Below are 16,893 nucleotides of genomic sequence, written 5' to 3' on the forward strand. Positions count from 1 at the left end.
TCTATTTATATGAGGCAATTCCTATTCCTACTTTTTCTCATTTGTTTCCCAATAATTGTCTTAGGTCAAACCAAAGCAGGTGGTTTGGTATTTGACGCTCAAGGCAACCCCGTTCCTTTTGCAAATGTTGTATTTGCAGGCTCTTCAGAAGGAACGATCACCAATGAAGACGGAAGGTTTTATTTGCAGTCAGACAACACCTACGACGCTTTGAAAGTTACTTTCGTTGGGTTTAAGGCAAAAGAGGTATCGCTTCCGCAGCGCGTAAATTATGATCTTGAGATTACGCTTGAAGAAGAGACCGAAAGTCTTAGCGAGGTGGTGGTGTATAGCGGGAAGCAACCTAAAAAGAATAATCCGGCGATAGATATCCTTCGAAAGATTTGGGCCAATAAACGCTCGAACGGATTGAATCAATTTGACCAATATGCATACGATAAATATGAGAAGGTTGAGTTTGATCTAAACACGATCGATAGTTCGTTGATCAATAGTAAGATCTTCAATAAGATGGAATTCATCTTTGACCAGATGGATACCTCGCGAATAACCGGAAAAACCTATTTACCTATTTTTATCAATGAACGTAGTAGTGAGGTTTTTGGGGATAATATTTTAGACAAAGAGAAAGAAGAATTAAAAGGAAACCGAAATAGTGGTTTTAGCACCAATCAAACCTTGATCGCGTTTATTCAGGAGTTGTATAATGAGTTTAATATTTATGATAACTACCTGAAGTTTTTTGATAAAAGCTTTGTGAGTCCGTTGTCGACTACAGGAATAGACACCTACAATTATGTGCTTGCCGACAGTTCGTACATCAAAGATAAGTGGTGCTATAACATTATTTATTATCCCAGACGCTCTAACGAACTCACATTTAAAGGTGATTTTTGGGTAAATGACACCACTTGGGCGATCAAAGAGATCAATCTTCAGGTTAATAAAAGCGCAAATATTAACTGGGTTAAAGAGATCTATATTGAGCAAGAATATGACGTTCTTAACGATTCAGTTTTCTTAATTACCAGAGATTACTTTTTATCAGATTTCGCTTTGCGGAAAAAAGAAGGAAGTCGCGGCGTTTATGGAAAGCGAACCACGCTTTACGATAACTATGTTTTTGATCAACCAAAGCAGGAAGACTTTTATGATGAGCGCGTAACGCGCTACAATGAGCAAGTATACACACAACCTGATTCTTTCTGGGATGAAAACCGAATGGAGCCTTTAAGTAAAGACGAAAAAGGCGTTTATGTAATGCTCGACTCATTACAGAAAGTTCCCAAATTTCAAGCGTTTTACAATGTGAGCTCAGCGATGGTGAGCGGGTATTATGAGTGGGATAAAGCCAATTTAGATATTGGACCACTATTCTCGGCATTTGGTTTTAATGATGTTGAAGGCTTGCGGTTACGAGGAGGAGCGCGTACCTATTTTGATCAGAACGATCCCTGGCGTTTAGAAGGTTTTGGAGCCTATGGTTTTAAAGATAAAAAGTTTAAGTTTGGACTTTCGGGTAAAGTGTTACTTGATCATAAAGCACGTTTGATCGTTTCCGGAGGTTATCGTCAGGATGTTGAACAAATTGCTGCGAGTTTAACCACTTCAACAGATGTGTTAGGTCGTAACTTAGCATCTTCCTCGTTGGTTACAGTGGGGAATAATGACCAGCTTACGAGCATTAAATTGGCAAATTTTGCTATCGAAGCAGAGTTTTTCAAGAACTTTAAAGTCCGTTCTGATATTTCTTATCGAACCTTAGAATCGGCTTCTCCTACGTTCAACTTAGATTATTACACCGATTTTACACAAACCGAAGTCAAATCTCAAATCAAGCAAACCGAATTGGTTTTAAGCGGAATTTTTGAGCCGGGAAAACATACTTCGGGTTATGGGGTAGAACGCACGGTGACTAACGAGTGGTTTCCTACGATTTATTTTGGCTATACCAAAGGGGTTGAAGGCTTGTTTGACAGTGATTTTGACTATGAGAAATTACAGTTTTCTTACCGTCAACCGTGGCGTATGGGAGGTCTGGGTACGTTCAGTTCAACGATTGAAGCAGGTAAAACCTTTGGCGAAGTGCCGTTGGGATTGTTGAGTGTCGTTCCCGGGAACCAAAACTTATTTTCAATATATGGTACGTTTCCGCAGTTGAATTACTACGAGTTTGTGACCGATACGTATGCGACCTTGCATCTTGAGCATAATTTTGGCGGCCGACTTTTTGGACGTATTCCATTCTTGAGAAAGCTCAATCTTAGAGAGATCATTGGCTTTCGCGGAGCTTGGGGTTCAATTTCTGAAGAAAACCAATTGATCAATGCTTCCAATATTGATTATATCGCGCCCAATGAAGAGCCTTATTATGAATATAGTGTTGGTGTGGGGAACATTTTAAAAGTCTTACGTATCGATTTTAACTTCAGAGGAAACTACCTTGATACCCCAGACGCCAGAAGTTTTGGAGTCACAGGCGCGTTAGAGTTTTCATTTTAAGGGATTTAATTTCGTTTGTTAACTGAAATTAGAGATTATTAAACGAAAACGTTATATGTTTTGTAGTTTACTTCTTTTCAATGCTTTTTCTTGTGGTAGCTTGACATTTAGAGTATTTTTGTTGCCCAAAATAGGTTAAAAAGCAATAGAAAATATAAAGCCAGAACAACTATGACAGCAGATAGCATTTCAACATTTGATGTTTTAATTGAAATCCCAAAGGGAAGTCGTAATAAGTATGAGTACGATTTTAAATTGAAGAAAATTAGATACGACCGTATGATCTTTTCTTCAATGATGTACCCGGCAGACTATGGGTTCATTCCTGAAACTTTAGCCCTTGACGGTGATCCTCTTGATGTTTTGGTATTGGTTACAGAGCCTACTTTCCCGGGTTGTGTTATGGAAGTAAAACCAATTGGTGTTTTCCATATGACCGATGAGAAAGGTCCAGATGAAAAAATTATCTGTGTGCCGGTAAGTGATCCTATTGCAAGTAGAATTACAGATCTAAGCGAATTAAATCCACATTTGATCAAAGAGATCGGTCATTTTTTCCAAGTTTATAAAGATCTAGAAAAGAAAAAAGTAGATGTAGGTGGTTTTGGTGACGTAAATGAAGCCAAAGAGATCATCAAACAATGTATCGACCGTTATACCAATAGCGATGTTCCTAAAGAGGAAGTAAGTATCGACTAATTGATAAGGTTTATAAAGATTATTTAAAAGACTGCTAATGAGCAGTCTTTTTTTATGGATTATTTTCTGTAATTTGAGGATATAATTGTATTCATATCAATTTCAATACATTAGTACGACTTAATAAATTCACTTTTTATGGAATCAAACATTATTTATGTGCCAATTGTTCTGGCAGTATTAGGCTTGCTTTTTATGTTCATTAAAATGGCGTGGGTTAAGAAACAACCTGCCGGAAACGATAAAATGCAAAGCATTTCAAAAAGTATTAAAGAAGGTGCATTGGCTTTTCTGGCTGCAGAATATAGGTTACTTCTTGTTTTTGTAGTTATTGCTTCTGTTCTTTTATATGTTATCTCAAACGTTGTAGCTACGACAAGTTGGTTAATTGTACCCGCTTTTATCATCGGGGCGTTCTTTTCGGCGCTAGCCGGAAACATCGGTATGCGTATCGCAACAGATGCGAATGCACGTACTGCCGAAGCTGCAAAAACGAGTTTACCTAATGCCCTCAAAGTAAGTTTTGGTGGCGGTACCGTAATGGGACTCGGTGTAGCCGGGCTCGCCGTTCTTGGACTCAGTTTGATCTTCCTGTTTTTGATGGGAAGTTTTCTTACCGAAGGAGGAAATTTTTATAATGAAATGACCATCGTACTCGAGACGCTCGCAGGCTTCTCATTGGGAGCGGAATCTATTGCCTTATTTGCGCGCGTAGGTGGCGGAATTTACACTAAAGCCGCCGATGTGGGCGCCGACCTTGTGGGGAAAGTAGAAGCTGGTATTCCTGAAGATGATCCTCGCAATCCCGCGACGATTGCAGATAATGTTGGAGACAATGTGGGTGATGTTGCCGGTATGGGTGCTGATCTTTTTGGGAGCTACGTTGCAACGGTATTAGCAGCTATGGTGCTGGGGAATTACCTCGTACAAGATATGTCTCAAGGAGCTCAATTTACCGATGCGTTTAACAATATGGGACCTATTTTGCTGCCTGTGGTTATTGCTGGGGTTGGTATTTTAGCTTCGATCATCGGGACTTTTTTAGTGAGTATTAAAAGTAATGAAGCCAAAGAGTCTCAGGTGCAAAAAGCCCTGGATATGGGGAATTGGGTGGCGATCATTTTAACTTTGATAGCGAGTTATTTTCTCATCGACTGGATGCTGCCCGAGGTGATGTCGATGCAATTTTTTGGAGAAGGCTATAAAGACATCGCTTCTATAAATGTGTTCTGGTCGGCTTGTATTGGTCTTGCGGTGGGAGCGCTTATTTCTGTTGTGACCGCACACTATACAAGTTTAGGAAAAGGTCCTGTGCTGGATATTGTGAAGAACTCTTCAACCGGGGCAGCGACCAATATTATCGCAGGTCTCGCAGTAGGAATGAAATCAACGTTTCTTTCGGTTTTGTTATTTGCTGCGGCGATCTACGGTTCGTATGAACTGGCAGGGTTTTATGGTGTAGCGCTTGCTGCTTCGGCAATGATGGCAACCACCGCGATGCAGCTGGCGATAGACGCTTTTGGCCCCATCGCAGATAATGCAGGAGGTGTTGCCGAAATGAGCGAACTCGAAGATCACGTTCGCGAACGTACCGATATTTTAGATTCTGTTGGGAATACAACGGCTGCGGTGGGTAAAGGTTTTGCGATTGCTTCAGCAGCTTTGACGGCTTTGGCCCTTTTTGCGGCTTATGTGACATTTACAGGAATTGACGGAATCAATATTTTTAAAGCAGATGTGCTTGCTGCGCTTTTTGTGGGCGGAATGATCCCCGTGATCTTTTCAGCATTAGCCATGCAATCGGTGGGGAAAGCTGCCATGCAAATGGTGCAGGAAGTCCGTCGTCAGTTTAAAGAAATTCCCGGAATTTTAGAAGGAACCGGTAAACCAGAATACGGTAAATGTGTCGCGATTTCTACTCAGGCGGCCTTACGTGAAATGATTCTGCCGGGATTGATCACCATAATTGTACCCATCATCATCGGTCTTCTTTTTGGCGCTGAACCTCTTGGCGGATATATGGCTGGTGTTTGTGTTTCTGGTGTGATGTGGGCGATCTTTCAGAATAATGCCGGGGGTGCCTGGGACAATGCAAAGAAGTCTTTTGAAGCCGGTGTTGAAATTAACGGAAAAGTAGAATATAAGGGAAGCGATGCACACAAAGCAGCTGTTACCGGAGACACCGTGGGAGATCCATTCAAAGATACTTCAGGACCTTCTATGAATATTCTGATCAAACTTACGTGTCTGGTGGGTCTTGTGATTGCTCCGATTTTAGGAGGTCATTCTGAAGGTTTGGCTACAAATCAAGAAATAAAGCTTGAAGTGCAAATGCAAGAGGAGTCTAACGGACTTTTCAGCGCTCTGGTTACCGAAACCACCACTGTAGATGGAAAAATTCAGGTTACTGAAAAGCGTTTAGAAGGCACTGAAGCAGAAGTTAAACAAGAACTTGAAAAGTATAATGCTTCTGAAAATGCTGAAGAAAAACATGTCATCAAGGAGGTGAAGTTTGAAGAAAAAGAATAACGTATCCTTAAGACAACTTTATCATTTAAAATCCCGGTGACTTCATCGGGATTTTCTAATTTAAAGATATGCTGAAGGACGTTCTACAAAAATTAAGATTACACCCTAAAGATCCGTTACAAATTCACGGGTACCAGACCTATGGTACCTCAAATCATTTGTATATGATGGGGCGAGCCCTCGAGGATGAAGGAGTTGATCTTGATAAAACAGGTTTTGCCAGTGCTTTTAAAAATGCATACAAACAATTTAAAAGTGATGAACTGGCCGATGCTAAACTTAAAATTAGGTTGCCAGATGATCGGGTGTTTTATGCGGTGACAGATAAAGAAGGCTATTTTAAGATCGATAAACGCGTAGAAAATCTTGGAGCATTAACAAACGAGGAAGGTTGGTTGCAGCTCGAGTTGGGTTATGACGATGCCAATCAAAAACGTTTCATTAAAAACAACAATCGCTTTTCTGGGCAAATGTTGATTCCTTCAAAAAAAGCAGAATATGGCGTTATTAGCGATATTGATGATACGATCTTAAAAACAGGAGTTACTTCAATCTTAAAATGGCGGGTGATTTTTAATACATTGTTTACCAATGTTGGTAATCGAACGCCTTTTAAAGGAGCATCTTCGTTTTATAACAAATTGCATTTGGGACGCAGTGGAACCGCCGCCAACCCGATGTTTTATGTAAGTAATAGTCCGTGGAATTTATACCATTACCTGCAAGCCTTCATCAAACATAATAACTTTCCCAAAGGAGCGATTCTTTTAAGGGATTTCAGGACCCCTTTTGATCGAACTCCAAAACCTGAAAAGCCACACAAGCAGCGTGAAATTCGTAATATTTTAAAGACCTATCCAGATTTACAATTTGTACTTATTGGCGATAGTGGTGAACACGATGCCGATATCTATATTGAAATTGCCGAAGAGTTTCCTGAGCGTATTAAAGCGATTTATTTACGCAGTGTAAACCACGAGAAACGGGCATTTCGCGTACGTGGCTTACTTGAGCGTTTTGAAGTAACGCCAGCACTATTGGTAAAAGACAGTACTGCAGCTTTAGAACACGCCAGAGATTTAGAACTTATTAAATAAGACTTAGACTTCGCGTACCACAAAGAAACCATCATTACCTTGATCCTGATACAGTGGCATAAAAATAAAAGCATCCCATTCACTTCTAATTTCAGAGCCATTGTGTTTGGCTAGAAGTTCTCCTTTTTTAATAGGCTGAAAGTTCTCATAACCGGATTCCATTTTAAACGAATCTCCGTCTTTAATTTCGTGTCGATATTCGATCTCAAAGGTTTTTTGCTTATCACGCATGGCTTCCATATAACTAGCTGCTTCGGGATAATGTTTTAAACCGTTTAGATCTAAATCACATGCCTTTGACAAAGCAAGCCAGATCATTCCCTCGTGATGTTTTACCGCATCGGGGCTGGTATGTTGACCGCCTTCAAAAACAAAACCGGTGACGCCAATTCGGCTCAAATAATGATCGATACAACCATAAACAATGTCTGAAAAGCCTCTTATAATATAAGGCGGGAAGCGGTGTGCCCAAGCGTCATTATCGTTAACTTCTTGTACCGAAATATAAGGTTTACTGGCAGAGGAGGTGGTGTGGCAATCGAGAAAATAGCGTTTTTCAAAATCAGCTTCCGGAAACTGTTCTAAAACTTCGATGATCGAGAACATTTCTTTCTTCTCGTGAGTGTCTTGTTTTTTGCTTGTTATGTTTTCTTCCGTCCAGGTTCGGTTGAGGTCCTCATCAATAAAGCGCACATCTTCCTGTAATGCTTTATGATTTCCTGAAACAGCTACTACTGTACCTTTTATGTTTGGTTGTTCTAATTCTAATTGGGCAAACACTTTTTGCAAAGCTTGAACACCGCTGGGTTCATTACCGTGAACACCACCACTTATAAAAAGTAATGGTCCGGGTTTGTTACATGTATATTGGCCCAAAATTCTGGGATATTTTTTTTCTAAAGACATAATTTCAGTTTAATGCATAGAAGCTAATTCACGATTTGAAAAACCGTGATTGTAATGCTCCTTGTAAGCTACTTTTCGCTCGATCGCTTCGATCACAGGATCTGTAAATTCTGGTAAACCTATGGCTTCACAATAATCCAGTCCTCCGGGGCTTAGTACATTGATTTCAATGAGTTTATCGTCTACTACATCTAGACCTACAAAGAAGAAGCCATCTTTGATCAATTTAGGTGCTGTAATCTCTACGATACGCTCCATTGCTTTGGTAAGTTTGGCAGGTTTAGCTGTGGCACCCAGAGACAGGTTACTTCTAAATTCTGCCTTGTCTTTATTAACGCGTCGTATAACCGCAAGCTCTCCTTTTTCTTCAAGAATGCGGCCATTTACCAGAATGATGCGCACATCACCCTTGCTCACTTCTGGTAAGAATTCTTGTGCGATAACATAGCCCAGTTCCGTTAAGCTTGTGACGATCTGATTGAAGTTCTTTTTTTCTTCATCGATTAAATAAACATTCTGCCCTCCCGAACCTTCAAGTGGCTTGAGAACCATCTTTTTATCACACTTTTTCCAGAATTTTAAGAGTTCGTCTTTGTCCCGTGTGATCAAACTTTTAGGTTTTATAGAAGGAGGCAGTTCTTCAAAATACAGCTTGTCTATAAACGCATTAGACATGGCATTGGCATCATTCAAGACGAGAACGCCTTGCTCTTGAAGCATACGCCCAAAGGCAATACCAGAATGTTCTGCCCAATGCCTGTCATCGGTTTCTTCAGTAGGATTATTTCTAAGGAATACCACATCAATTTTTGAAGAATCGGCTTTGGTCCAAGCCAACTGTTCATCTTGAACCTGTTCCCAGAATTCTTGAGGTGTTTTATACTTTAGATCTTCAGGTATTTTTTTACAGGTAAGTTTAATCGGGGCACCCTGATAAAAATTAAAGCCGCCAACGTTCATAACGTAAACTTCGTGGCCGCGCTGGTGCGCTTTCCGCATTAAAACTACAGATGTCCCTACCGGTTCAGTAGCAACATCGCTTATTACAAAACATATTTTCATGATTAGATCATTTTAGATAGTGTGATGCCTTCTTTAAAGGCGTTCAGTTTGGTTGTAAAATTGTCGTTGTTAAAATATCTAGGGATGATTTTTGGTGAACTCAGCAGTTCGCGCTGGGTAAGATCATTGATGATATCTACGTGTTTAAGTGCAAATTTCCCCGCGAGTAGAGGCTTCAGGTCACCACCGCTTCCCAGATAATCCCTAAGCTCAACAAGACCTTTGAGGTAAATAATATCTTTTAGAAAACCACCGCCTTGAAACATTCTTGAGGTGATGTTGAAGGCGCGCTCTTTAGTAAAACCGTAATCGGTGTAGAGGTGATGAAAAACCGATTTAAAATCGGCACCGTTCATCAAATCTTCGCCGGCAACTACGCGACCGGCTAATATTCTCAACCGGTTACCGGTTAAACCGCCTCCCAGATATTCTGAAAGTACAGCAATACCTTCCTGTGTAGCATCATAATCGGCAAAGCCCGCAGACAGCTGACTCAACGGCTGCTGGCTGCCGTTAAAATGCGTGAGCGCGTGTGTTCCCAGTTCGTGCTGAATTAATGCCTGCGCCTCAATTTTGGTCATTTTATAATCTGCAGGTAAATACAATTCACCGTTAGAAACCATAATAATATTTACATCTTCACGAATGTGAATGCTACTTTCAAAATGCGGTGCTTGCTCTTTGAAGTAATCAAATTCTACCTTAGCAAGTTCTTTGAATTGATGCGCATCAATGGTTTTGTCTGCGTGCTCTTCATGATTTTCTGGAATAGTCTCTAGAATGAGTTTTGCTTCGGCTAAAACATTTCTGGGAACCCCTTGATACAATCTGATGCTGCTGTAAAAGAAATTTTTAGAACCCCGCTCTTTGAGCATGGTGAGTTCCTTATCTAACTCTTCCCGCTTTTCGTTATATAAATACGACAGTGAAGGGTCATCGATCTCATCTATGCGCAGATTATAAAGCTCTCTCTTTAATAGATCTGGATCTACCGGAAGCAAGCGATAGTGATAGGTGTCGATTTCTTCAAAATTGGTTTTAAAGAATTTGTGCCGTAATGCCTGAATATTTACCGGAGCTACCAACAACAAGAATTGATATCTCGATTGAATTTCGGTAATCTGTCGGTCAATTTTTAAAACTTCTTTATGTATTCGGCGACGCCCCAAGGTGTGATAACTATGAATGTCTGAAGTAGTCTGTACACGTATAAATTCATAGATCGTTTTCTGAATGGCTTTTGCTAATTTATCTCGGAACATTCTAAAATACAGCGGAAACATTTTACCGCTTTTATTACAATATACCGGAGGCAATTCTAGTCCCAAAAGCGTCCCGCGGGCAGCTTTAAGATCATCAAGATCAAACAAGGCTTCATCACCGGATTTTTGTCTGTTTTTGGTGTGTTTAATGTTTGCGCCTAGCTTCAGATTGTACCTGCGGCTGTCTATTGCAGAAAGCTCTTCAGAAAGGGTTTCAAGAGATGCCGGTAATTTATGAGATGGTCCTTTGATGATAAAATCGGTACTTCCCGGTTCGCCTTTGTAGAGTTCGACCAAAATAAAAGAACCAAAACGTTCTGCCATTTTAGTCGTCAGTTGGGTGATAAACTCCCGGAAATATTCAAAATGAGAATCACCAATAATCAGATAAGAAGCGCCTGTTCTTGCCAAGCGCAAGGTCGCCTTGTCGTTTGGTTTTTTACGATATATCAGTAAAGCGGGGACATCATGTTCAAGCACCAAAAATCCGCCGTGTGGTAAATCGCTCATCGTGCGTTTACCCGGTTCTAAATCAGCTAAAAGTTCTTCGGTTTGACCAATCATGGTTTGCGTTCTACATCAATTGACGCATCAAATTAGCAGAAAGAAGAACGGCGAGCAAACGTTTGCGTAGGAATGCATCAAGGTTTAAGAGAACTTTGGCAGGATGCGATAGCGCTTTAACACCGCCTTAGCGAAGTTGGCTGAAATAGGCTATCAGAATTTTTAGAAAAGCCCGTTGATCTCAGCATCGATCTTGTTGATGATGCCTCCCAGGTCTTCAGGATTATCTACAAAGTTGATGTTGTCTACATCTATGATAAGCAAGTTGCCTTTGTTATAGTCGTGAATCCAGGCCTCATAACGCTCATTCAGTCGGCTTAAATAATCGATAGAAATCGAGTTTTCGTATTCTCTGCCGCGTTTGTGAATTTGTGCTACCAGATTAGGAATACTGCTGCGTAAATAGATAAGCAAATCCGGACCTTGAACTACGCTTTCCATAAGTTCAAAAAGTGAGGCGTAGTTGTGAAAATCACGATTGGTAAGCAAACCCATCGCGTGCAAGTTAGGCGCAAAAATGTGCGCATCTTCATAAATCGTACGATCTTGAATAATGTCTTTACCACTTTCCTGAATCTCTAAGAGCTGTCTAAATCGGCTGTTTAAAAAGTAAACTTGCAGGTTAAAAGACCAGCGTTCCATCTCGTTGTAGAAATCATCAAGATAAGGGTTGTCTACTACATCCTCAAATTGCGGTTGCCAGTTATAATGCTTTGCTAGAAGTTTTGTAAGTGTGGTTTTTCCGGCGCCAATATTGCCTGCAATCGCGATGTGCATGAGATTAGGATTTAGGTAGCTTTAATTTGTAGATTGAGATTAATTCAGAACGGTAAAGATACAGGTTTCCTGCTTTCAAATAAAACGCTTTGGCACCTTGCGGAAGGTTTTTTACCTCTTGCCAGAAGGTCTTGGTTTTCGATTTTATATAAAGCTTTTCATTCTGAATGCTCAAGAGCTTTTCATCATATACAGCAAGGCTTTCAATTGCTCCTGACGGAAGCTTTTCAAGTAAACTTCCGTATTGATTGTAGTGATATAAGTTGTCTTCTGTAAGTACCCAACACGTATTAAAATCACTTGCAAGTTCTAAAGCAATATCCGGTTGCGGAGTAAAATTGCTAACTACACGATTGTTTTGATAATCAAAAAGCTCCAGACGCTGCAAATCGGTGTTGAAGATCCAGAGTCGGCGATCGCTTGCCGTGCGAGCATGACTTACATTTCTGAAGTTTTTGATGGCGTTAAAATTAACTCGGGTAATTTCATTCAAGGTGTTGTCAAGAATCACAGCAGTATTCGTTTCGGCATAAAAAACCGTGATGCGTAACGGATTTAAAAGATCTACAGAACTGATCGTACCCAGTCGCAAATCACTAAACTGAATGGTTTTGTCTTGACTCTTTTTATAAAGCGCGCGACCATTTACGTAATAGAGATTGTTATACGAATCAACACCAATAAAAGTTTCTGCTTTAAGCGATATAACCGTGTCTAAAGGCGATGCTGAAACCTCAAGACTGTCTTGAGCCTGTAACGTACAAGCGCAAAAGAAAATAAAAAATATAAGGCTTCGCATTCTTGAAAAATACAAAATAAAGCCGTTTTAGAAAGGGCTATAACTTGCAATTCAACATGTAAGTTTATACCCAAAACCTCGCACGTTTATGATTTGAATATGCTCGTCTTTTGCTAGTTTTTTGCGCAGTTTGGAGATAAAAACATCCATACTGCGTGCCGCAAAGAAGCATATATTTTGAGACGCAAAGTTTTTCAAAATTTCAATAAAAAGTTAGAAATTTTGAAAAACAACCACCAAGGCAAACTTTTGAATTCAATAGGTAAGTTTATATCCAAAACCTCGCACGTTTATGATTTGAATATGCTCGTCTTTTGCTAGTTTTTTACGCAGTTTGGAGATGAACACATCCATACTGCGTGCCGCAAAGAAATCGTCTGAATTCCAAAGTTTGTTGAGAATCAGACTTCGATCGAGTACTTGATTTTTGTTTTTAATAAGGTGAAATAACAAATGCGCTTCCCTGTGGGTTAGTAAAATCGCTTCTTCGGCTTGAAACTGTAAAGTTTGTTTTGGGAAATTAAATTTATAATCACCTAAGCTTAGCACTTCAGATTGCGATTGGAGTTTTTTACGCGCGACCAGATTGTGAATGCGCACGATCAATTCTTCCATACTGAAGGGTTTTTTAAGATAATCATTTCCGCCTATGCTAAAGCCTTCTACAACATCGCTGGTCTGTGATTTTGCTGTGAGAAATATAATAGGAATGCTGTCATCTTTTGCCCGGATCTCTTTTGCGAGCGTAAAACCATCTTTCTTGGGCATCATCACATCGAGTACTAACGCGTCATAGCTTTTTTGCTCAAAAAGTTTTAACGCTTTTTCTCCATCTTCGGCAAGGTCTACTGTGAATTTGCGCGTTTCCAGACTCTCTTTTACGATTTGTCCCAGTGCAGCTTCGTCTTCGGCTAAAAGTAAATGAGTTGTATTAGGCATTGGGCAATTCGATTTTAAAAGTGGTTTGAGAAGTTACAGAAACATCGATGCTTCCGCCATGTTTTTCAATTATTTTCTGAGTGTAATAGAGTCCGATCCCGAAGCCTTTCACGTCGTGCGTATTCCCTTTAGGAACACGATAGAACTTCTCAAAGATTTGTTTTGCTTCAGCTTTGCTTAGCGAAGTACCAGAATCTGAAACCAGAATGCTGTATGATCCGTTGCGGGAATTCAGGGTGACTTCGATGGTATCTCCGCCATATTTTACGGCATTATCCAGTAAATTGTTCAAGGCGTTATCCAGATGAAAAGCATCACCCAAAATCCAATTGTTTTCTCGTAACGCTGTAAAACGAATGCTTTTTTCAGGCGCAAGGGTTTGATGCTTTTGAACCAAATTTTCCAGGATCTCGTTTAGGTTGATTTCTTCCTTGTTAAGTGCAAGATCGTCACCGTCTAAGGTTGCGGTTTCTAAAAGTTTTTCGACCATCATAGTGAGTTTGTCGAGTTGGGCGGTGGAGGTATTTACATAATTACCCGTTTTAATTGGATCATTTTCACGATTGAAATTTTTGATTCCCTCGAGGGCGACACTTATGGTCGCGATAGGCGTTTTGAACTCGTGTGTAATGTTGCTGATGAGGTCGTTTTTAACTTCGGCAAGTTGTTTTTGGCGGTTGATGATCTTAAGTAAAAACAGGAGGCACGCGATGACAGCAATCATTAACAAGGCAGACAGCAATATCCCTAAGAGATTGCGTTTCCAAACTTCCTGTTCAATATTGTCGTAGAATAATGTGAATGTGCTCTTGTTGGGTAAGTAGCCTGATTTTGCTTCAGCATTTAGCTTTGTGGTGTCTAATTGTGAGAGATTATAAGACTGTTCAAGTCCTTTTTTGTTTAAAAAACGATATCCAAAATCTACATCTAAGTTTTTCTGATGAAGCTGTTCTTGAATGTAGTTGTTCATTTGCGGTATTTCGATAGAATCTGTACTTATCGAAATAATAATGCGATTGGCTAAGGCAAATTTGCCTTTAAGACTGTCTGTATTACGTGGGTTTAAAAAGGATTTTACAACATCTCTCCGCTCATCTGAGGTGATACTCAATTCTGAAACGAGCGTGTCCATGTTAAGTGCTTGAATACCTTTAAAAATTTTGATGTCGTGAATGTCTTGCGGGTTCAAGCTATCAAGGCCTTTAAAACCTTGAGAAGAAATATCAATACGTTTGGTAATGGTATCCAGACCTTGATTTTCTAATATATTTCCTTCATAGGCTAGACCAATTGTGTTTTTCTCAGCCAAATCGATGTAGTAATTATCAATCGCAAAATCAAGACTGGTTTGAATTTCGTTGATGAGTTGCTGTCTTGAGGCTTGATAGTTTTTAAAATTCCAATAGATCTGTATTGCAAGTGTAACGGCGATCACAGCTGCTATAAAATAGATGAGGTAGGAATACTTTCGATTTTGCATATTTCAAAAATAGAGCGAAAAATTGACAGCTGGTTTTTCGGTTAACACTCGTTAACAGTGGTTAACGCTTTTAGTTTATTTTGATGCGCATCTTTGTTTTGAATTTAAAATCAAGAATTATGAAAACGCTTACTTTATTTAGCCTGTGCCTAATTTCTCTATCAGTATTTGCTCAGAAAGAAGAGGTAGTATTGAAGAAGATAGAGTTTAATAAGTCAAATGAAGAGGCTGTACAAGCTACTGGGCTTAGCGTTTCTACTGATGATATAAAAGAACTTCAAAATTTAGACTGGGATTTGATGCTGTCTGCTTTTAAACCAAATGAATCTGAGCAAGAAATTAAGATTTCAGTTGAATATAAGGAGAAAGATTCAGTGCCAGATGCTGTTGGCTCAAAAGCTATTTCCTTTTCCGTCAGCGGAAAATCCCACGAGATAAATGAACTTAAAGAAAAGCTTAAGAAGCTCACACAAAGAATAATTGCTTCTGTAGAACAATGGAATAAGTAATCAATCACAAATCAAACCGTTATGAACATTAAATTTTTAACTATCGTTGTCTTTTTTCTCGCTTTCGCGGAAGCAGTAATGGCACAGGACTTTCAAGGTGTTGCGACGTATAAAAGCAGACGCAAGGTCGATCTTAAAATGGAAAGTGAGAATATGACCGATGCGATGCGGGAGCAAATCGCCGCCCAATTAAAAAAGCAATTCGAAAAAACCTACACGCTTACCTTTAACCGTAATGAGTCCTTGTATAAAGAGGATGAGAAACTGGCCACGCCAGATGTTGCATCCTCTAGCGGCATACAGATCAAAATAAGTCAGAGTCGGGACATTCTTTACAAAAACACTGGAGCGCAACGTTACGAACGTCAGGAAGATGTGCTGGGAAAAATCTTTTTGGTAAAAGACAGCTTGTCAAAACCGGAGTGGAAACTGGAAAAGGAAACAAAATCTATTGGTGATTATACCTGTTTTAAAGCCACGCGCACCGAAGACGTGGTATCACAAACCTTTTCTTCAGAGACTATGAAAACGGTAGATACAGCGTTTACTAAAACTGTTACGGTGTGGTACACGCCGCAAATCCCGGTAAACCACGGGCCCGGGATGAACTGGGGATTGCCGGGCTTAATTTTAGAAGTGCAAGACGGAGATCAAACAATTTTATGCAGTCAGATCGTGCTCAATCCCGAAGAAAAAATCGAGATCAAAGCTCCTGAAAACGGTAAAGTAGTAGGCGAAGCCGAAATGAAAACCATTCAAGATGAGAAGATGAAAGAGTGGATCGAACGCAACAGCAGCAACCGGGAAGATGGTCAAACTTTTACGATAAAAATAGGCGGATAATATTTTAAAGACCGTTAAACCTTTGAAGCGCAATGAAGTCAAAAAGCGATAAACTATTTGACTTATGAAACTTCAATCTTTATTTCTGGTTCTGGCGTTAAGCTTTGGCACCTGTGTTGTTAATGCGCAACAATTTGATGGAGGAGTAGCGACCTACTTTTCTAAAACTTCATTCGATTTTGAAAACTTTGGTGGTCGCGAGATGAGCGAGCAAATGAAAAAGCAGTTTGCCGAGCGCATGAAAAGCCGTTTAGAAAAAACCTTCACGCTTACGTTTACTAAAGACGAGTCTATCTACGAGGAAGAAGAAAAACTCGATGCTCCCGGAGCCGGAGGTGGTATGCGTTTTATGGGAGGTGGTTTTGCACAAGGCGGAATCTACAAAAACATAGCAGAAGATACCTATGCCCGTGAGAATGACCTGATGGGAAAATCTTTTCTGGTAAAAGACACCTTGAATAAACTGGACTGGAAATTAGAGAAAGAAAGCAAAATGATAGGCCAGTATGCAGCGTTTAAAGCTACTGCCGTTCGAAAAATAGATGAAAATCCATTTGAAGCTATGCGCCGTCGCCGCGATCAAGATGCCGATTCTACCGCAGTTGCAGCGCCAAAGGAAGAAGTGATCACCGCTTGGTACACGCCGCAAATCCCCGTAAGTCAAGGTCCTGATGAATATTGGGGGCTACCCGGTTTAATACTTGAAGTAAGTGCCGGCCGCACGGTGATCTTGTGTAATAAAATCGTGATCAATCCTAAAGAAGGTCTCGAGATTGAAAAGCCTAAGAAAGGGGATGAGGTCTCTCGTGAAGAATATGAGGCGATCGTGGTCGAGAAAACTAAAGAAATGGCAGAGCGCTTTGGTAATGGCAGACGTCGTGGCCCAGGAGGTAGAGGCTAAGCCCACAGCGGCATTCTGTATTAA

General features: G+C 40.2%; 15 protein-coding genes. 7 read left to right on the forward strand and 8 right to left on the reverse strand.

What is annotated here, in order from left to right; genetic code table 11:
* Window positions 1-9 precede the first annotated feature (9 nt).
* The 4 genes from MED217_RS01905 to MED217_RS01920 all read left to right on the forward strand — a co-directional run bounded on the left by MED217_RS01905 (window position 10) and on the right by MED217_RS01920 (window position 6,827).
* Window positions 10-2,502, forward strand: a complete 2,493-nt coding sequence (locus tag MED217_RS01905) for a DUF5686 family protein (protein ID WP_040532520.1) — start codon at window positions 10-12, stop codon at window positions 2,500-2,502.
* 171 nt (window positions 2,503-2,673) lie between these two features.
* Window positions 2,674-3,201 carry an inorganic diphosphatase gene (locus MED217_RS01910; protein WP_009778783.1) on the forward strand — a complete coding sequence of 176 codons (528 nt, stop codon included), beginning with the start codon at window positions 2,674-2,676 and terminating at the stop codon, window positions 3,199-3,201.
* A gap of 138 nt (window positions 3,202-3,339) precedes the next feature.
* Complete coding sequence (locus MED217_RS01915) at window positions 3,340-5,730, forward strand: sodium-translocating pyrophosphatase (protein ID WP_009778784.1); 2,391 nt, start codon at window positions 3,340-3,342, stop codon at window positions 5,728-5,730.
* Between the two features lie 68 nt (window positions 5,731-5,798).
* A complete protein-coding gene (locus MED217_RS01920) occupies window positions 5,799-6,827 on the forward strand; it encodes an App1 family protein phosphatidate phosphatase (RefSeq protein WP_009778785.1) in 1,029 nt (342 codons plus the stop codon).
* A 3-nt stretch (window positions 6,828-6,830) separates the two neighbouring features.
* Here MED217_RS01920 and MED217_RS01925 read toward each other — a convergent pair whose 3' ends face one another.
* From MED217_RS01925 to MED217_RS01955, 8 genes are all read right to left on the reverse strand, one after another.
* On the reverse strand, window positions 6,831-7,733 hold the full coding sequence (locus tag MED217_RS01925) for a M14 family metallopeptidase (protein WP_009778786.1): 903 nt from the start codon (window positions 7,731-7,733) through the stop codon (window positions 6,831-6,833).
* 9 nt (window positions 7,734-7,742) lie between these two features.
* Window positions 7,743-8,795: an ATP-grasp domain-containing protein gene (locus MED217_RS01930; protein ID WP_009778787.1), complete on the reverse strand. Its 1,053-nt coding sequence runs from the start codon at window positions 8,793-8,795 to the stop codon at window positions 7,743-7,745.
* A 2-nt stretch (window positions 8,796-8,797) separates the two neighbouring features.
* Window positions 8,798-10,621 (reverse strand): peptidase MATCAP family protein, encoded by a 1,824-nt coding sequence (locus MED217_RS01935; RefSeq protein WP_009778788.1) that lies wholly within the window; start codon window positions 10,619-10,621, stop codon window positions 8,798-8,800.
* 162 nt (window positions 10,622-10,783) lie between these two features.
* Entirely contained in the window at window positions 10,784-11,398 is a 615-nt protein-coding gene (locus tag MED217_RS01940) for a deoxynucleoside kinase (RefSeq protein ID WP_009778789.1), read from the reverse strand.
* Between the two features lie 4 nt (window positions 11,399-11,402).
* A complete protein-coding gene (locus MED217_RS01945; protein WP_009778790.1) occupies window positions 11,403-12,197 on the reverse strand; it encodes a hypothetical protein in 795 nt (264 codons plus the stop codon).
* A 51-nt stretch (window positions 12,198-12,248) separates the two neighbouring features.
* On the reverse strand, window positions 12,249-12,404 hold the full coding sequence (locus MED217_RS18690) for a winged helix-turn-helix domain-containing protein (protein WP_394330433.1): 156 nt from the start codon (window positions 12,402-12,404) through the stop codon (window positions 12,249-12,251).
* Between the two features lie 48 nt (window positions 12,405-12,452).
* Entirely contained in the window at window positions 12,453-13,136 is a 684-nt protein-coding gene (locus MED217_RS01950; RefSeq protein ID WP_009778791.1) for a response regulator transcription factor, read from the reverse strand.
* Window positions 13,129-14,616 carry a sensor histidine kinase gene (locus MED217_RS01955; protein ID WP_009778792.1) on the reverse strand — a complete coding sequence of 496 codons (1,488 nt, stop codon included), beginning with the start codon at window positions 14,614-14,616 and terminating at the stop codon, window positions 13,129-13,131. The genes MED217_RS01950 and MED217_RS01955 overlap by 8 nt, the downstream gene beginning before the upstream one ends.
* A gap of 119 nt (window positions 14,617-14,735) precedes the next feature.
* Between MED217_RS01955 and MED217_RS01960 the strand changes: the two genes are divergently transcribed.
* From MED217_RS01960 to MED217_RS01970, 3 genes are all read left to right on the forward strand, one after another.
* On the forward strand, window positions 14,736-15,125 hold the full coding sequence (locus MED217_RS01960; protein ID WP_009778793.1) for a hypothetical protein: 390 nt from the start codon (window positions 14,736-14,738) through the stop codon (window positions 15,123-15,125).
* 21 nt (window positions 15,126-15,146) lie between these two features.
* Window positions 15,147-15,968 carry a GLPGLI family protein gene (locus tag MED217_RS01965; protein WP_009778794.1) on the forward strand — a complete coding sequence of 274 codons (822 nt, stop codon included), beginning with the start codon at window positions 15,147-15,149 and terminating at the stop codon, window positions 15,966-15,968.
* A gap of 64 nt (window positions 15,969-16,032) precedes the next feature.
* Window positions 16,033-16,869 (forward strand): GLPGLI family protein, encoded by an 837-nt coding sequence (locus MED217_RS01970; protein ID WP_009778795.1) that lies wholly within the window; start codon window positions 16,033-16,035, stop codon window positions 16,867-16,869.
* Window positions 16,870-16,893: the final 24 nt, after the last annotated feature.

It is taken from the genome of Leeuwenhoekiella blandensis MED217, from assembly GCF_000152985.1.
Lineage (GTDB): Bacteria > Bacteroidota > Bacteroidia > Flavobacteriales > Flavobacteriaceae > Leeuwenhoekiella > Leeuwenhoekiella blandensis.